This window comes from Streptomyces sp. NPDC021093 (assembly GCF_044333135.1).
Lineage (GTDB): Bacteria > Actinomycetota > Actinomycetes > Streptomycetales > Streptomycetaceae > Streptomyces.
This window is the reverse complement of the sequence record NZ_JBIRQJ010000001.1, coordinates 701,511-714,544: the sequence shown is the minus strand read 5'-3', so window position 1 is coordinate 714,544 and position 13,034 is coordinate 701,511. Positions and strand designations below refer to the sequence as shown.

Genomic DNA, 13,034 nt, shown 5'->3' with positions numbered 1-13,034 from the left:
CTTCGGCCAACGGCCGTGCATCCAGGCCGTGTCCCCACCCCGGATGAGCCTCCGGAGAGGAAACAGCATGGTGGGTCCCGCACCCGTTGCACCTGGCGAACGCAGCATCCGCAACGTTGCGATGAGCGCTGCCGCCACGTCCTTCCCCGCCGCAACGCGCTTGCCCCAGCTCAGCCGGGTGTTGCCGGAAACCGCCTGTGCCGCCGAAGCCCGCTGATCGGCAACACCGATGCCGTCGAGGCCCGGTCGGTGGTGCGGGTTGCGGCGGGAGCCGGTCAGCGGCTACGAGGATCTGGTACGCGCCCGGAGCCGCGCCCCTCGAAGATTGGCGGCGGCACGAGGGGCCGGGTCTGGGCGACGTCGTGTTCTGCTGAGCGCCGGCGCGCTAGGGCCGCAGCGCCTGAAGGACCTCGCGGCATGCGGTGGTGGCGCGCTCCGTGGCCTGTGAGGAGATGCGGCAGTGCTCGTGGTGCCTCGCGTACTGACTGCACATCTCGAAGCTCCGCTCGCAGGCCAGCGCGCACGCTTCCAACTGCAGGGTCAGCAGCGCGTGATCCGCGTCCGTCCCACGCGTCAGTACGCGCCGGGTGGCAGCCACCACGTCGGCGCAGTCCAGGTCACGGTTGATGGCGACCCGGAGTTCGTCGCCGTCCTTCTCCGCGAGCATCCCCGTCACGCACGCGGTGACTGCTTGTTCGCACTCGGAGAGGGCGTCGGCAGCCCTGGCCAGGATCTGGATGTCGAGGTGGTCTGCCCGGGAAGCCAGGCTGTCGAACAACTCACGTGACTGGAGCATCGTCGTCCCCAACGGAGCGTATGTGGATTCCTGGCCTTCGACGCTAGCCCCGGCGCCGGGAGCCGTGAAGGGCACGCGCAGGCCAATGCGCGTGTGCCAGCCACCGTTCCGGGAACGCCGGTCGGCAGCGCTCGGCCCACCGGGACTTCGGGCGGACCTACGCCGGGGTACGCACCCAAGTCCCGCTGTGCGCGCGGCACTTGTGGCCCCACCGGACCCGCCCCTACTTGGTCGTGTGCGTGGGGTAGACCTGAACGTCGGTGTAGGCGCCCTTGATCTCCCCCGCGCCCGCGGGCCAGTTCAGGCTCACGGTGTGGGTCTCGTTCGGGGGCGTCACCTGGATGTGGGTCGGGTGCGCGAGGCTGTTGCCGGTGTTGTCGATGTCGTAGGCGAGGTTGAAGACGGCGGCGTCGCCGGGCTTCAGGGTGGTGATGCGCGGTTCGGCGCGGCCGCGCTCGATGGGGTTCGAGGTGTTGTCGGCGTCCTTGATGTTGACGCCCGCGAAGCCCGTCGCCGAGCAGGTGGTGGAACCCCGGTTGATCATCGTGATGTCGATCCTGCCGGAGTCCTTGTCGGTCGCGGCGTTCCTGGCGTCGATCGCCAGGTCCTCCGTCTTGCAGAACTTGGCCTTGCCACTGGTCTTCGTCGCGCCGTTCGCGGCGTCGGTACCGGCGTCGGCACGGGACCCGCTGTCCTTGCCCGAGCCCGACTTCGCGTCGCCGGCGTCCGATCCGCCGGAGCCCGATCCCCCCTCCGCCTTCGAGCCGCCGCCGTCCGAGGACGGAGCGGACGACGAGGACGAGGAGGAGGACGAGGAACCCTGAGAGGACGACGAGTCCTTCACGGAGTCGTCGCCGCCACAGGCGGTGAGCGAGAGGGTGGCGGCAACGCCGATGGCGGCAAGAGCAGTGATGCGGGTGTACTTCACGGTGTTCCCCCAGGAGCAGCGCGGTGTGTGCGGTCGGAAGTATTTGTATCTCGCACCGAGTTACAGGCAGTCCTCCGCGACGTCTTCGTTCTGTCACAGGCGTAATGACCGCACGGTCCGCCAACTCCGGCGCTGTGCGGCCGCGGTGACGCGTGCTTACCGGAAGCCGGGACGCACTCCACTCTGCGCGCCCTGCCCGAGGCGCAGGTGCACGTCTTCGACACCAGCCACTGCGCACGGGAGACGAAACTCCCCGAAACGGCCCCTTTGATCGCCGACTTCCTCGACGCATCCGCACACCCCACCGCCCTGGCCGAGGCCGTCGCCGGGCACGACGCTGCGGTGTCGGCATCAAGGTGCCTGACCACCTGGTGCCGAGAAGCGCGCAGGCGCTGCTGAAAGCACCGCCCGGGACCAAGGTTCCCCGGCCGGCGTTCCTGGGCGGCAGCAGCCTGGAGTACCCACCGGGCGAGCGGTTCGCCGACGCATCCGGCTTCCACGCGGACGTCGGCAGTGGGCCGTTCGCCGAGCGGTTGCGTTCGCGTGCGCCTCAGCCCTCGCGGACCGGGGGCCGGGAGCCCGAATCACGCTCCTCCCAGCACCTCCCCCGAGCGCTCCCGAACAAGGCCTCCCCGACGCCCTCGACCACGTCGCGATCGCAAGGCCGCGCGAACAGAATCGCCGCCGGCGCTCCACGCGATCTGCACGTGATCACCACCGAGCGGTTGATCGTTGGACGAATTCCCAGCCCAGGGACGGTTATTACTCATTCTTTGGCAGAAATTTACTCTGTTCCCCAAGGTTAATGCGATGGCAAAGTGGAGGCCATGACAGCCCCTCAGGCTGTCTCTCGGGTGACGCACGGCCCGCTGCGACAGCAGCCCGCGCCACCCCATTGCCGTTTCCGACCCGACCACACCGCGTCCCGGCCCCGCCGTAGCGACGCAGGAGGCAGGCCACCTTGAAGTCCCTGATCGACAACGCCCGTTCCTTCGCCACGACACATGTGGCGGACCCCCGTAACGCCGAGGCCTTCCGGGCCCTCAGAACCGGGCAGTCGCCCGAAGCCCTCTTCGTCACGTGCTCCGACTCACGTGTCGTCCCGGCCCTCATCACCGGAGCACGCCCCGGCGAGCTCTTCGAACTCCGTACGGCCGGCAGCGTCGTACCGCCCTACCCCTCGGGCGGCCTGGTCGGCCAGGACAACCGCCCCATGGGCGAGGCCGCCACCATCGAGTACGCGGTGTGCGTGCTCGGGGTCCGCGACATCGTCGTCTGCGGGCACTCGCACTGCGGCGCGGTCGGCGCGCTCGTACGCGGCGAGGACTTGTCCGCCGTACCGGCCGTGCGCGACTGGCTGGAGCACTCCGTCGCCCCGGACGCCGCCCTGCGCTCCGTCGTCCCGTCCTCCGCGGACGTGGCGGAAGCCGTACAGGTGCACGTGCTCGCACAGCTGGCCAGATTGCGTGCGTACCCCTGCGTGCGGGAGCGGACCGACGACGGCTCACTCACCCTGCACGCCTGGTACTACGAGGTGCACACCGGCACGGTCACCGCCCACCGGCCGTCATCCGACGGACGGCCGGCGTTCGGTCCGCTGTGAGGGCCGCCGCACCCCGTCAACCGCACCGCCCCCACGACAGGACCCCCCACTCGCATGTCCCCCTTCGTCAATCCGCTCCTCACCCCTTTTCGCGCGCTGCGTGAACCGGGCGTTCTGCGCCAGGACCTGCTCGCCTCGCTCGTCGTGTTCCTGGTCGCCCTGCCCCTGTGCGTCGGCGTGGCCGTCGCCTCCGGCGTCCCCGCCGAACTCGGCCTCGTCACCGGCATCGTCGGCGGCCTCATCGTCGGCTTCCTCCCCGGCAGCGCCCTCCAAGTGAGCGGACCCGCCGCCGGACTCACCGTGCTCGTCTTCGAAGCCGTACGGGAATTCGGACTCGGCACGCTCGGCGCGATCGTGCTGCTCACCGGCGCCCTGCAGATCGTCCTCGGACTGCTGCGCTGCGGACGCTGGTTCCGCGCCATCTCGGTCTCCGTCGTCCACGGCATGCTCGCCGGCATCGGACTCGTCCTGATCCTCGGCCAGCTCTACGGAATGACCGGAGCCACCCAGCCGCTCTCCGGCCTCGGCAAGATCGCCGGACTGCCCGGACTGGTCGCCGACACCCTCTCCGACCCCACCGCGCTGACCGCCGCCGGGATCGGACTGGGCACCATCGCCGTCCTCGTCCTCTGGCCGAAACTCCCCGCGAGCATACGGCGGGTACCGGCGCCGCTGGCCGCCGTCGCCCTCGCCACCGCCGTAACCGCCGGACTGGGGCTGGACGTGGCCAACGTGACCGTGAAGGGACTCCTCCAGGCCATCCAGCCACCCGGACTCGGCGACCTGGCCGCACTCGGCAGCCTCGCCGTCCTCGGCACCGTCCTCGCCTTCACCCTCATCGCCTCCGCCGAATCCCTGTTCAGCGCCGCCGCCGTCGACCGCATGCACCACGGACCACGCACCCACTACGACAAGGAACTCGTCGCCCAGGGCGTCGGCAACACCGTCTGCGGCATCCTCGGCGCCCTCCCGATGACCGCCGTCATCGTCCGCAGCTCCGCCAACGTCCAAGCAGGCGCCCGGACCCCGCTCTCGCGGATCGTGCACGGCGGCTGGCTCCTGCTCTTCGCCGTCCTGCTCCCCGCCGCACTCGGCATCATCCCCCTCGCCGCCCTCGCCGGCGTCCTCGTCCACGCCGGCTTCAAGCTGCTGCCGGTGAAGGACATCGCCCCGCTCGTGCGCGCCCACCGGGGCGAAGCCCTGGTCCTGGTCACCACCGCCATCGCCATCGTCGTGACCAACATGTTCGAAGGCGTACTCATCGGCCTCGGACTCGCGGTGGTCAAGACCGCCTGGGACACCTCCCACGTAAACGTGGACGTAAGGGAACTGACCGGCGGACGGCTGGTCGTCACCCTCACCGGGAACGCCACCTTCCTCCGGCTCCCCCGCATCCTGGAGACGCTGGAAGCCCTGCCCAAGGACCGGCCCATCGAACTTGACCTGACTGTCGTGCGCCATCTGGACCACGCCTGCCGCACGACGCTGGAGAACTGGGCGGTGGGGCACAACGACAGCGGGACGGAAGCGGTGCGGATGAAGGTGCTACCGGTGGCCGGTTCCGGCCCCGAGGGGCCCACGGAGAAACCCAAGGGGCCCTGACACCGGTCGGCCACGAGCCTCCCCGGCCCCTTTTCCCTGAACGCCGCCACCGCGCCCTCGCCCGCGCGGCCAGGTACGTCGGCACCCCCACAGGCGTACCGCCGACATCCACAGGCGTACCGCCGGCGTGCCCTTCGGCGTGCCCGCTCCCAGGTCAAACGCGGCCCTCGGGCAACCCCCGTGCGCGAGGTGGGATTTACGCCATCCAGTCCGCCCCTCTTGACACTCCCTTGACCAACTCTTTACGTTCGTTGTGGGTGGGACGAATGCCAAGAATCCCGTCCATTCACTGGCGAATGCCGAATAAGAAACATCTATGGAGGTTTCATCATGGAGAAGCTCATCAAGCGCATGACCGAAGAGTCCGTGTGGCAGAAGTGGGTCGCCGCCAACTCCGGCCTGGACGGCGCCCGGGCGAAGGAAGGCTGCATCAGCGCGACGCCGAAGAGCGGCTGCATCAGCGCCACCGGCAAGAGCGGCTGCATTTCCTGACCCTCTGAGGGCCCGGTCAGGGCCCGCAGATGACCCGCTGAAGTGTCGCGGGGCTGTCGCAGCCGTCACTGCGGCAGCCCCGCCCCTCCCCTCCCCGCCCTGGAGCCCCTCTTGAACCGCCTGCCGAGTGCCGAAGTCCTGGACCAGGTGCAGAACGTCCCGCTCTATCGCGCCTCCATCGAGCGCGGCGACTTCCCGATCCTTGAGAAGCCGGAGATCGCCCGGGACTTCCCCGCCAACTGGATGACCCCCGGGCTGGCCCGCGCCCTGGAGACGGGCGAGGCCGAGTTCGTACTGTCCACCGGGACCAACCACGCCCGCATGCAGCTCATCCGGCCGCCCTACTTCCTGCTCCACTCCTACTACCGCCTGTGGAGCGAACACCCCGACCTCGGCGCCGCCTGGCACGACGGCGCCCGGCGGATCTCACTGACCACCGTCCTCGCCACCGAGCACGTCGCCCGCGTCAACGCCGCCAACCCGGGCGCGACTTCGGGCGAACGCTGGCTCGACGACCGCACGCTGTACCTCAACCGCAGGCTGGATCCGGCCGGTTGGGACCGCCCTGAGGTCGAGCGGATGCTCGCCGAGATCCGGGAGATCAGCGCCGCGCACCCCAAGGGCTCGTACCTCCTGGACTGCTCCGGCTACCACCTGGCGCATCTGGTCCGCAAGGTCACCGAGTGGGACCTGTGGGACGGCTTCCCGCCGCCCGCCGGCATCGTCCACGCCTACGAGTACACACCGGTGAACGTCCGCGCCTATCTGCGCGCCCACTTCGACTGTCCCGTGATCGACCTCTTCGGCAGCACGGAACTCGGCTACCTCTTCTACAGCGACGCGGACGGCCACTACCAGCCCTATCTGCACGGCATGAGCGTGGAGTTGATCCCGGTGGAGCCGGGCAGTTCGATCCACAGCCTCATCGTCACCAGCATCCGCAACCCGTACATGCCGCTGGTCCGCTACCGCTCCGGCGACTGCGTCCGCACCCGCGACGGCAGCACCGACCCCGCGGAGATCGTCTCCTTCTGCGGCCGCGAGAAGGAACTGCTGCCCACGCCCCGAGGCCCCGTCGCCCAGGCCGATCTCGACACCCGCATCACCGGCGTTACCCCCGGCGTCTTCCTGCACCAGCTGCAACTGACCGCCGACGGCCGGTGCCGGCTGCGGTACACGACCTTCGACGACTCGCCGCTCCAGCCCTACGAGGAATCCGAACTGGCCGCGTCCATCACGGAGTTGACGGGGCGCAACTGCCATGTCGAGCACCGCACCTGGATACCGATCGGTCGCTCCGGCAAGTACGCCTGGCTGACCACGGCGGACCCGGCCCGGTCCTGATCCGCCGCCGTACAGACCCCAGCGACGACCCCCGACAGGACCCCGCCATGCACACTCCCGCAGCACCCGCACCTGCCACCCGCACCGGCACCGGCAGCCCCAGCAGCACTGACAGCACAGCCCCCACCGCCGACGGGCTGCTCGGCACCGTCCTGCACGACGAGGTGGTCCGGTACTTCGCGGCGAAGCCCGGCGCCCCGGCCGCCTCCGTCGTCACGCACCAGGTCCGCGAGTGCCTCCGCTACCTCTACCTGGTCTCCCGCCACCCCGACTGGCTCGGCGGCCTCTTCCTCCCCGTCGAGCAGGACATCGACGAGATCTGGCACTACCTCATCCTGCAGACCCGCGAGTACCGGGAACTGTGCGAACAGCGGCTCCCCGGCGGCCACTTCATCCACCACCGGAGCATTTCGTACGACGCCTACCAGGCGGACCCGGGGCGCGAGAGGGCCGCCGACGAGGCACTGCGCTGGATCCCCCTCTACACCGCCGCGTTCGGCCCGTTCGACGCGGACGCCCTGCCGCACTGGACGGTCGTACGCTTCCTGCACGACGAACTGGGCCTGTCCCTGGCGGAGATCGCCGCCCTGGAGGGCGGCGCGGAGGAGCCGGTGCGGGGAGCGGTGTGAGCAAGACGGCCCCGCGGACCGAGGGAGTGGCGTCGCCCCGCGTGCTGCGGCGCGTCCTGACCGTACTCGTCGTCTCGCAGGCACTCGGCGGTGCGGGCATGGCCGCCGGGATCACGGTCGGCGCGCTGCTCGCCGAGGACCTGCTCGGATCCACGGGCCTGGCCGGGCTGCCGGTCGCGCTGTTCACCGGGGGCGCGGCCCTGGGGGCCGCGGTCATCGGGCGGATCTCGCAGCGCCGGGGTCGGCGGCCCGGTCTCGCGCTGGGCCACGGCGCCGCCGCGCTCGGCAGCGTCGGGGTGGTCGCCGGCGCCGCCTGGCAGTCGGCGGTCCTGCTCCTGGCGTCGCTCTTCGTGTACGGGGCGGGTACCGCCACGGGGCTGCTCGCCCGGTACGCGGGCGCCGACCTCGCGCCGCCCGAGCGGCGCGGCCGCGCCACCGGCACGGTGCTGCTCGCCACGACGCTGGGCGCGGTCGCGGGGCCGAACCTCGTCGGACCGACGGGGGCACTCGCGCACGCCTGGGGCATTCCGCGACTGGCAGGACCCTTCCTGCTCGCGGCGGTCGCCTACGCGGCGGCCGGTCTGGTCCTGCTGCTGTGGCTGCGACCCGACCCGCTGCTGCTGGCCCGTGCCGAGTCGCCGCACGGCAAGGCACCGGCCCGGGACACACCGGTCCCTGACGCACCGACCCCTGACGCACCGGTCCCTGACGCACCGACCCTTGACACTCCGGGCCCGGACACGGAGCCCCGGTCCGCCGTCCCGGCTCCCCGGCGGTCGGGCCGCTTCACCCCGGGTGTCGTCACGGGCGCCACCGTGATGATCACTGCCCAGCTGGTGATGATCGCCGTGATGACGATGACGCCCGTCCACATGACCGGGCACGGCCACAGCACGCAGGCCGCGGGGTTCGTCATCGCGCTGCACGTGGGCGCGATGTTCCTGCCGTCCCCGCTGAGCGGCCTGCTCGCGGACCGGGTCGGCCGGCTGCCGGTGGCGGCCGCCTCCGGCGCCGTCCTGCTCGCCGCCGGTCTGCTGGCCGGCCTCGCCCCGCCGGACAGCGTGCTCCTGCTGTCCTGCTCGCTCGTCCTGCTCGGCGTGGGCTGGAACCTGGCCCTGGTCGGCGGCACCGCCCTGATCACGGACGCCGTACCTGCGGACAGCCGCGCCTCGGTGCAGGGCCTGGTCGACGTGGGCATGGCCCTGGCGGGTGCGACGGGCGGCATGGCCTCGGGCCTGGTGGTGGCGGGCGGCGGCTACCCCCTCCTGGCGATGGCGGCGGGCACGCTCGCGCTGGCCGTGATCCCCGCGGTGGCCCTCCGCGGCGCGGCCCGCTGACGCGGGAACCCCGCCGGGGCAGTGGAGGTACCGCTGCCGGCACCGCCCGCATCACCCTCATTGCCTGTTGCGTCGGCACAGCCACGCCTCCTACACTCTGAACATGTTCAGTGAACACGTTCAGCCAACCCGTGCTGAGCAGAAACGACGTACCACCACCCGCATCACCGAGGCCGCCGCACGGCTCTTCCAGGAGCACGGCTTCCAGGGCACGACGGTGCGTCAGATCGCCGCGGAGGCAGGCGTTTCCGTGGGTGCGGTCATGGCGGCGGGGGACAAGGAATCCCTGCTGAGCCTGGTGTACGACCAGGCCATCGCCGCCCGCATCCCCGCGCCACCGGCGGCGGAGTCCACCACCTCGGCGGTCGACTACCTGTCCCGCTACTTCGACCCGTTCCTCGACCTGTTCGCCGAGAACGAAGAGCTCGCGGGCGCGTACTTCCGGGCCCTGACCCGAGGCGGAACCGAGAACGCGGCCCTCGGCGCACTGCGCACGCTGACCGAGGCCAACCTCACCGCCGCGATGGTGAACGCGGGGATGCCGGACGCCCGCGCCCGGCTCGGCGCGCAGGTGATGTTCGCCGGCTACCTGGGCGAGCTGATGCTGCGCGCCGCGGGAGCCACCGACCTCCAGCAGGCGGTCACCAGGATCCGACACACCGCTGAATTCATCACCGCAGAAGAACGGTAGTCATCGATGTCCCTCTCCGAACTCCCCACCCCGGCCTGGCCCGTCATCGTCCTGCTCGTGATCCAGGCCGGCGACACCGCACTGATGCTCCGCCCGCCGAAGTTCATAGTCGACTGCCTGGAAGGCGTACGGTTCCCGCGCGACTGGTGGTGGGCGCTGATCACCGCCAAGACGGCCTCGGTCGTGGGTCTCACCGTCGGGCTCTGGGTGCCGGGCGTGGCCATGACGACCACTGCGGCGATCGTCGTCTACTTCCTCGCGGCCGCCGCGGCCCACATTCGCGCGCGAGCCCTGAACTCCGCGTTCTGGGTCAACTGCCTGGGGATGCTGCTGCTGTCCCTGGCCGTACTCGTGGTGAGCTTCGTGCGTCTGTGACTCGCCACAGGCTCACCACAGGCATCAGGACCTGTTTGCACTAGCGCAAAGAGATCTTGAATCTAGAGCAATCCTTGATTACGTTACGGCCCATGCCCGCAAAGACACCGCAGCCCGTCACCCTCACCGGCCGTCACGTACGTCTCGAACCGCTCACCGAGCAGCACCTCGGCGACCTCTTCCTGGCAGGCGGCCGGGACGAGGAGGTCTGGCGGTGGCAGGGCGGCCCCGCCCCGCAGACCGAGGACGAACTCGCACAGCGGCTCCGCACCGTGCTGGACGAGGCCGAGCGCGGAAACTATGTCGCGTTCGCGGTCGTCCACCTGGAGAGCGGGCGGGCCGTCGGCTGGACCACGTACATGGACATCGACGTGGAGGACGAACGGCTGGAGATCGGCTGGACCTGGTACGGACGCGCGTACTGGCGCACCGCCGTCAACACGGAGTGCAAGCTCCTCCTGCTCGGTCACGCCTTCGAGGACCTCGGCATGGGCCGCGTCCAGCTCAAGACGGACCACATGAACCAGCGTTCCCAGGCGGCCATCGCCCGCCTCGGCGCCCAGCGCGAGGGCGTGCTGCGCCGCCACCGCCGCCGCCCGGACGGCACGTGGCGCGACTCCGTGTACTTCTCGCTGCTCATCGACGAATGGCCCGAGGCGAAGGCGCGCCTGACCGCGCGAATCCGGCCGTGACCGGGGCGGGACCGCACTCAAGCCGTCCCTGAACCCAGGCCGTCCCTGAATTCAAGCCACCCCTGACGGATTACGCGGTACGCCGGTTGCCCTTGCTGTCGCAGGGCAGCTCGGCGTCCTTGTGGTTGGCGAGGAAGTCGCGGGTGGCCTGCCGTTCGACCTCGGTGATCGCGGTGGGCTCGACACTGATGATGCCGCCGAACGGCCGGTCGACGTCGCGGATGATGCACAGCGTCGCCGTCAGGAGCGCGGTGATCACCGCGAGCACGATGATCTGGCCGCGGTTGTTCCTCCGGGGGACGCAGACGCCGAGAGCCACGACGGTGATGGTGAGGGTGGCGAGCAGGAACCAGAAGATGGCGCTGGGGATGCTGGCGGTGGCCTGTGTGAGACGTTCCTCGCGTTCGTCGGAGCGCTTGTTGTCGGCGGCGATCAGCATGCCGAAGACGGGCTTGCCCTCCAGGTCGCCGAAGGAGCGGCGGACGTCGGTCGACCACACGCTGGGCGCGGTCGACCCGCTGCCGCGGTCCGCCATGGCGGGCCATTCCTGGGTGCGTACGGCACGGGCGTAGCAGACGGCATCCGCTTGGACCCGTTCCCGCTCCGTGCTCGGCGTGTACTCGGCGATCTCGGTGAGCTGGTCGAGTGCGCGGGCCTCGCCGCGCGAGGCGACTTCGGCCTTGCCGTAGGAGCCGGAGGCGGTGACCAGGACGAAGGCCAGCAGGAGCACGGTCAGCGTCAACAGCGGCCCCACGAGGTCCTTGACCGCCATGCCGGCGTCGTCGTCGCTCATCAACCGGGGCCGCAGGAACCGGTTCGCCGCCAGCCCCGCACACAGAGCCAGTACGGCGACGACGAGGACGAGGATCACGGCAGGCTCCCGGGCAGGACGGAAGGTCCCGCGGCCGCGGGAACCCGCCGTGATCATGACCGTCCTTGCGGCGACGCAAGCAGGAAGACGTTCCCTCATCCCCGAACGGCCCAAGCGCCTGCACCGAAGCCCTGCACGCACCGGCAGCGGCGACCGGGCGAGGCGGCAGGCCGCACCGGCGCTCACCCCAATTCTCATACCGGTATAGTTTGACCGGTATAGTTATTGGCAACGCGAGAAGGACGCCGCATGATCGAGATCCTGAACCCCACGCTGCTGGCCCGAGCAAAAGACACAGGCTCCCTGGTCGCCGACATCCTGCAGACGCTGAAGAGCCGCAGCACGATCGGCACGAACCTGCTGGACATCGACCGGTGGGCCAAGGCCATGATCGTCGAGGCCGGGGCGCAGTCCTGTTACGTCGACTACGAACCGTCCTTCGGACGCGGCCCGTTCGGCCATTACATCTGCACGGCCGTCAACGACGCCGTGCTCCACGGACGTCCGTACGACTACACGCTCGCCGACGGCGACCTGCTGACACTCGACCTCGCCGTCGCCCAACGCGGAGTCGCCGCGGACGCCGCCATCAGCTTCCTCGTGGGCCACTCCACTCCCCCGGAGAGCGTCGCGATGATCAGTGCCACCGAACGCGCGCTGGCCGCGGGGATCGCCGCCGCCGGGCCCGGCGCTCGCATCGGCGACATCTCCCATGCCATCGGCACGGTCCTCAGCGAGGCGGGTTACCCGATCAACACCGAGTTCGGAGGACACGGCATCGGGTCGACGATGCACCAGGACCCGCACGTGGCGAACACCGGAAGGCCCGGCCGCGGATACAAACTCCGCCCCGGGCTGCTCCTTGCCCTGGAGCCGTGGGTCATGGCGGACACCGCCGAACTCGTCACCGATGCCGACGGATGGACGCTCCGCAGCGCGACAGGCTGCCGAACGGCCCACAGCGAGCACACGATCGCCATCACCGACGACGGGGCCGAGATCCTCACCTTGCCGACACAGGCTTTGGCACAGACGCAGCTCTGAGGGCAAGGACCCACCCAAGGACCCGCCCGCCGGGGCACTTCGCCCCTCCTCCTACCTACATGGCAGAGGCCCCGGCCGTGGCCGGGGCCTCTGGTGTTCGGAGGGTGTCGGGTCACGCGACGGTCGACTCGGCATCCGGCCCCTGCGGGGCGGGCTGAGCCGGCCCCGCTCACGGACAGCGACTCACTGCACGGCACCCTCCGGAATGCAGACGTAGCCCTGTCCCCAGACGTTCGGCTCGACCCGGCTGGGCGCCGCGCACCCGAGCCAGACGTCACGGTAGGCCGGGTTGCTCTTGATGAGCTCCTGCGCGTCCGGCGACTCCTTCTGCAAGCGTTCGTAGGCTTCGTCGGAGAGCGCCGCGGTCACGGGATCGGGGCAGTGGGCAAGCGCGAGAGCGGGCGAGGCCACCCCGAGAGCACCGGCCGCAGCCAGCAGCAGGGCGGCAAGAGAGGTACGAGTACGGGACATGGAGCCTCCAGAGAACGCCGGTGAAGAACACATCCTGCAACGGCCCGGCTTCGCAGGACGTCACGCGACACCCACCGGTACGCGCCGCACACTCCCCTGCAGTACGTCCCCACCGGACTCGCCCACCGCGTCGCGCACGGCGCCGGCAGGTGGCGGCCT

Annotated in this window: 15 protein-coding genes; 11 read left to right on the top strand and 4 right to left on the bottom strand. The window is 70.4% G+C overall.

What is annotated here, in order from left to right; genetic code table 11:
* Positions 1 to 385: 385 nt before the first annotated feature.
* Positions 386 to 796, bottom strand: coding sequence for a hypothetical protein (locus ACH4SP_RS03365; RefSeq protein ID WP_398408696.1), 411 nt, complete (start codon positions 794 to 796; stop codon positions 386 to 388).
* Between the two features lie 223 nt (positions 797 to 1,019).
* The gene (locus ACH4SP_RS03360) at positions 1,020 to 1,724 is read right to left on the bottom strand and encodes a DUF4232 domain-containing protein (RefSeq protein WP_398408694.1); all 705 of its coding nucleotides are present in this window, start codon (positions 1,722 to 1,724) and stop codon (positions 1,020 to 1,022) included.
* A 207-nt stretch (positions 1,725 to 1,931) separates the two neighbouring features.
* Between ACH4SP_RS03360 and ACH4SP_RS03355 the strand changes: the two genes are divergently transcribed.
* From ACH4SP_RS03355 to ACH4SP_RS03310, 10 genes are all read left to right on the top strand, one after another.
* Complete coding sequence (locus ACH4SP_RS03355; protein ID WP_398408692.1) at positions 1,932 to 2,123, top strand: hypothetical protein; 192 nt, start codon at positions 1,932 to 1,934, stop codon at positions 2,121 to 2,123.
* 562 nt (positions 2,124 to 2,685) lie between these two features.
* Entirely contained in the window at positions 2,686 to 3,327 is a 642-nt protein-coding gene (locus ACH4SP_RS03350; RefSeq protein WP_398408690.1) for a carbonic anhydrase, read from the top strand.
* A 54-nt stretch (positions 3,328 to 3,381) separates the two neighbouring features.
* Complete coding sequence (locus ACH4SP_RS03345) at positions 3,382 to 4,929, top strand: SulP family inorganic anion transporter (RefSeq protein WP_398408688.1); 1,548 nt, start codon at positions 3,382 to 3,384, stop codon at positions 4,927 to 4,929.
* Between the two features lie 330 nt (positions 4,930 to 5,259).
* Positions 5,260 to 5,421: a hypothetical protein gene (locus ACH4SP_RS03340; protein ID WP_398408686.1), complete on the top strand. Its 162-nt coding sequence runs from the start codon at positions 5,260 to 5,262 to the stop codon at positions 5,419 to 5,421.
* Positions 5,422 to 5,532: 111 nt separating this feature from the next.
* Entirely contained in the window at positions 5,533 to 6,765 is a 1,233-nt protein-coding gene (locus ACH4SP_RS03335; protein WP_398408684.1) for a hypothetical protein, read from the top strand.
* Between the two features lie 47 nt (positions 6,766 to 6,812).
* Positions 6,813 to 7,394: a hypothetical protein gene (locus ACH4SP_RS03330; RefSeq protein ID WP_398408682.1), complete on the top strand. Its 582-nt coding sequence runs from the start codon at positions 6,813 to 6,815 to the stop codon at positions 7,392 to 7,394.
* Positions 7,391 to 8,731 (top strand): MFS transporter, encoded by a 1,341-nt coding sequence (locus ACH4SP_RS03325; RefSeq protein WP_398408680.1) that lies wholly within the window; start codon positions 7,391 to 7,393, stop codon positions 8,729 to 8,731. The genes ACH4SP_RS03330 and ACH4SP_RS03325 overlap by 4 nt, the downstream gene beginning before the upstream one ends.
* A gap of 103 nt (positions 8,732 to 8,834) precedes the next feature.
* On the top strand, positions 8,835 to 9,422 hold the full coding sequence (locus ACH4SP_RS03320; RefSeq protein ID WP_398408678.1) for a TetR/AcrR family transcriptional regulator: 588 nt from the start codon (positions 8,835 to 8,837) through the stop codon (positions 9,420 to 9,422).
* A 6-nt stretch (positions 9,423 to 9,428) separates the two neighbouring features.
* The gene (locus ACH4SP_RS03315; protein ID WP_398408676.1) at positions 9,429 to 9,797 is read left to right on the top strand and encodes a DoxX family protein; all 369 of its coding nucleotides are present in this window, start codon (positions 9,429 to 9,431) and stop codon (positions 9,795 to 9,797) included.
* Between the two features lie 92 nt (positions 9,798 to 9,889).
* Positions 9,890 to 10,489, top strand: coding sequence for a GNAT family N-acetyltransferase (locus ACH4SP_RS03310; protein ID WP_398408674.1), 600 nt, complete (start codon positions 9,890 to 9,892; stop codon positions 10,487 to 10,489).
* 70 nt (positions 10,490 to 10,559) lie between these two features.
* On the opposite strand, the gene ACH4SP_RS03305 is transcribed toward ACH4SP_RS03310, so the two are convergent.
* The gene (locus ACH4SP_RS03305) at positions 10,560 to 11,360 is read right to left on the bottom strand and encodes a hypothetical protein (RefSeq protein WP_398408672.1); all 801 of its coding nucleotides are present in this window, start codon (positions 11,358 to 11,360) and stop codon (positions 10,560 to 10,562) included.
* A 249-nt stretch (positions 11,361 to 11,609) separates the two neighbouring features.
* Between ACH4SP_RS03305 and map the strand changes: the two genes are divergently transcribed.
* On the top strand, positions 11,610 to 12,404 hold the full coding sequence (gene map, locus ACH4SP_RS03300) for a type I methionyl aminopeptidase (RefSeq protein WP_398408670.1): 795 nt from the start codon (positions 11,610 to 11,612) through the stop codon (positions 12,402 to 12,404).
* Between the two features lie 183 nt (positions 12,405 to 12,587).
* On the opposite strand, the gene ACH4SP_RS03295 is transcribed toward map, so the two are convergent.
* Positions 12,588 to 12,875 carry a hypothetical protein gene (locus ACH4SP_RS03295; RefSeq protein ID WP_398408668.1) on the bottom strand — a complete coding sequence of 96 codons (288 nt, stop codon included), beginning with the start codon at positions 12,873 to 12,875 and terminating at the stop codon, positions 12,588 to 12,590.
* Positions 12,876 to 13,034: the final 159 nt, after the last annotated feature.

Bases quoted from the DNA above. Each gene is read 5' to 3' on its own strand.
- ACH4SP_RS03365 (WP_398408696.1), bottom strand. From the start codon at position 796: ATGCTCCAGTCACGTGAGTTGTTCGACAGCCTGGCTTCCCGGGCAGAC.
- ACH4SP_RS03345 (WP_398408688.1), top strand. From the start codon at position 3,382: ATGTCCCCCTTCGTCAATCCGCTCCTCACCCCTTTTCGCGCGCTGCGT.
- ACH4SP_RS03340 (WP_398408686.1), top strand. From the start codon at position 5,260: ATGGAGAAGCTCATCAAGCGCATGACCGAAGAGTCCGTGTGGCAGAAG.
- ACH4SP_RS03330 (WP_398408682.1), top strand. From the start codon at position 6,813: ATGCACACTCCCGCAGCACCCGCACCTGCCACCCGCACCGGCACCGGC.
- ACH4SP_RS03320 (WP_398408678.1), top strand. From the start codon at position 8,835: ATGTTCAGTGAACACGTTCAGCCAACCCGTGCTGAGCAGAAACGACGT.
- ACH4SP_RS03315 (WP_398408676.1), top strand. From the start codon at position 9,429: ATGTCCCTCTCCGAACTCCCCACCCCGGCCTGGCCCGTCATCGTCCTG.
- ACH4SP_RS03310 (WP_398408674.1), top strand. From the start codon at position 9,890: ATGCCCGCAAAGACACCGCAGCCCGTCACCCTCACCGGCCGTCACGTA.
- map (WP_398408670.1), top strand. From the start codon at position 11,610: ATGATCGAGATCCTGAACCCCACGCTGCTGGCCCGAGCAAAAGACACA.
- ACH4SP_RS03295 (WP_398408668.1), bottom strand. From the start codon at position 12,875: ATGTCCCGTACTCGTACCTCTCTTGCCGCCCTGCTGCTGGCTGCGGCC.